2 protein-coding genes are annotated in these 2,520 nt (G+C 57.1%); both read right to left on the bottom strand.

What is annotated here, in order from left to right; genetic code table 11:
* Positions 1 to 1,536 (bottom strand): LamG domain-containing protein (locus tag FBQ85_29130; protein ID MDL1879196.1); only part of this gene is annotated, 1,536 nt, incomplete at its 3' end.
* Between the two features lie 464 nt (positions 1,537 to 2,000).
* Positions 2,001 to 2,321, bottom strand: coding sequence for a nucleotidyltransferase domain-containing protein (locus FBQ85_29125; protein MDL1879195.1), 321 nt, complete (start codon positions 2,319 to 2,321; stop codon positions 2,001 to 2,003).
* Between the last annotated feature and the right edge of the window lie 199 nt (positions 2,322 to 2,520).

Raw genomic sequence — 2,520 nt, 5'->3', positions numbered from 1 at the left:
AATCGGCGCCTCCGAAGTGACCCACTCGCCGCCGTGAATGATCCCGTTTAGGGCGTTGTCGGTTTGATCGTGTGCCGTGTCGCCTGAGGCTTCATCGAAACGCCAATAGCCCGCGAGTCCCGGCTCCAGGCCGGTGAGACGCATGCGCCGATCCGCCTGCATCTCCGCCTGCAACCGCGGGCGGCGCCACAAGCGGATTTCATCGATCGTGCCCTGCAGAGAATTGCCATTCGGTTCGCCGAAATAGCGAATGCTGCGATTCACCGGCTTCTTGCCGGCAAGCGATTCGCGTTCCTCCTGCTTCTCGCCGTCGCGATAAACCTCGACTTGGCTGGTGCGATGGCGTTCCTCGCCGTTGACGAACACGCGATAGGACTCGCCGTTGAACGTCACGGCAACATGATTCCAGGCGTTGAGCGTGAGAATGTGGTTGGTGGTGAATTCATACCATTTCTCGCCATCGCCGAAGCCTGCGCGAATCGCCCGGCCTTGATACGTCCACAACGAGGGCGCGGAATTTTTGTCGCGGCCATTGTCCGTGAGCAACGCTTGCACGCCGTCCGCGCTGGTGGGATAAAGCCAGGCTTCTTGCGTGAAGGTTTCACCGAGAGGCACGCCGCTACCGAGATCGATATGCCAGTTGCCGTCAACAAAGCGCAGCGCGGATTCGGCGTGGCCGCCGCTCATCGCCTCTTGCGAGCCGCGCGTGTTGAACAAGCCGTCTTGCGCGCGCTCGAGGTTGAACGATTCCATCGCGCCGGTTTTGCTGTTGTGCGAAAAAATTTGCCAGCGCTGCACGCCCACCACTTGTGTCGGCAATAGCAGCGCGGTAAAGCGGCCCTCGGCCAGATTGCCGATGAAGCGCAGCTCCTGTGTCGGCTCGAAGAAGGGATTATCTTCCATGTCCTTCGCGCCCAGGCTGTCTTTGCGGCTCTCCGGCCGGGTTTTGCTGCCGCTGCGCCGATAGCGGACTTCCATTTTCGTTTTCAGATCCGTGCCCGCCAGCACAAAGCGATCAACGAGCAACGTCGAATCGACAATCGGCACGGGATTACCGTTGGCATCCTTGATGGGATTGCCGTCGGCATCGAGCTTGAACACCATGTCCGCATGATTTGCCGCAATGGCCTGGCGGAAAATGAACACATGGCGGCCGTCGGAGAGCGCCTGAAACGGCGCATCCGCGGTGAGCCGCGCGGTGGTGGAGAGAAATAAATCTTTTTCGTCCTCGCGCACGCGCGTGCCCGGCGCGGCCGGCGTGCGGCTGCCTTTCTTCACCGCGGGCAGGAGAGTCTGATCGGCGACGCCCACGCCCACTTCCGCAATTTCATTGGGGAAGAACAATTCTTTGGGATTGCCCAGCCAGTAGTTGACGTCGAGGGGAGATTTGATCTCGGTGTTTTCGAGATCCAAAACCGAATAAAAGATGCGGCGTTCGCTATCCAGCGCAAAGGCGATGACCGTGCCTTTGTGGCGCACCATGGTGACGTGTTTGTATGTACGGTTGCTGTAGGTTTTGATGAATGAGTTCAACATCGGCGGGGGCTCCTCGGTTGTCGGTTCGAAACAATCCACATCGACCGGAGTCGAGCGAGACGGGGAAACGATGGGCAATTTGTAATCGCGGCGAAAACAAAGGCTTCTTTGTATGCGGATTGAACGAATCGAGCGGACAAAAACGGGCTTTATCCGCTCGATTCGCAGAATCCGCTTACGTGAACGTTGGGTTCCGGCTGATCCGGATTGGGCGATTTTAGGTGGAAGCAAACGGCAGGAATATGCAACCGCAAAGGCTGGATGTCAAGGCATTTGTGGCGGGGAATGCGGGATAATGCAAAAAAATAAAATTTCAAGCAGAGAGTTTGAATGGGGCCGGCCTTAATTCACTGTGATGGAATCAAACTTCCATCCCCAGCGCTTCACGGGCCACGCGCCGAAACAGCCGGCAGCGTTTGCGCGCCTCCAGTATGGCAAAATCGCCCTCGGCCTTCATCACCCATTCATGCGTCAGCGGCTTCATAAAGCACTTTGCCCTTCATTAAGATTTCACGCATGAAAGAATCGCCCATATTCAAGCGCTCCTGCACTTTCTCAGGAGTACGCACCAACAGATCCATCGGGAAAGGCGGCCTCACCTTGAGTCGAATCTCGACAGACTTCTCAGCAGAGCGCCCTTGAAACGGCGTAATCACCAGCAAATCCACGTCGGAGTCCGGGGTGGGATGGCCGTAGGCGTAGGAGCCGAGCAGGATGATGCGCTGCGGCGAGAATTCTTTGCCGATGCGCTGTGCGACTTCCTGGATTTGTTCGAGGGTGGTGATCATATGGCATTGGTGCAAGCTGATATCGAGAATGTCGGGCGAGAGAAATATGCAATCTTGGCAAACGGATGTCAAGGCAATTGTGGCCGGTCATGTGTTGCGAGGTTGAATGAGAGAACACCACCGCCCGGACGGTTCATTGAAATTACCGTAGTCCTCGCCCCTTGTGGGCGATTGATTCTGCACGTTTCATTGCCCC

Source organism: Cytophagia bacterium CHB2, assembly GCA_030263535.1.
Classification (GTDB): Bacteria; Zhuqueibacterota; Zhuqueibacteria; order Zhuqueibacterales; family Zhuqueibacteraceae; genus Coneutiohabitans.
Note: the sequence above shows the minus strand (reverse complement) of the source record. Positions and strands in the feature narration are given on the sequence as shown.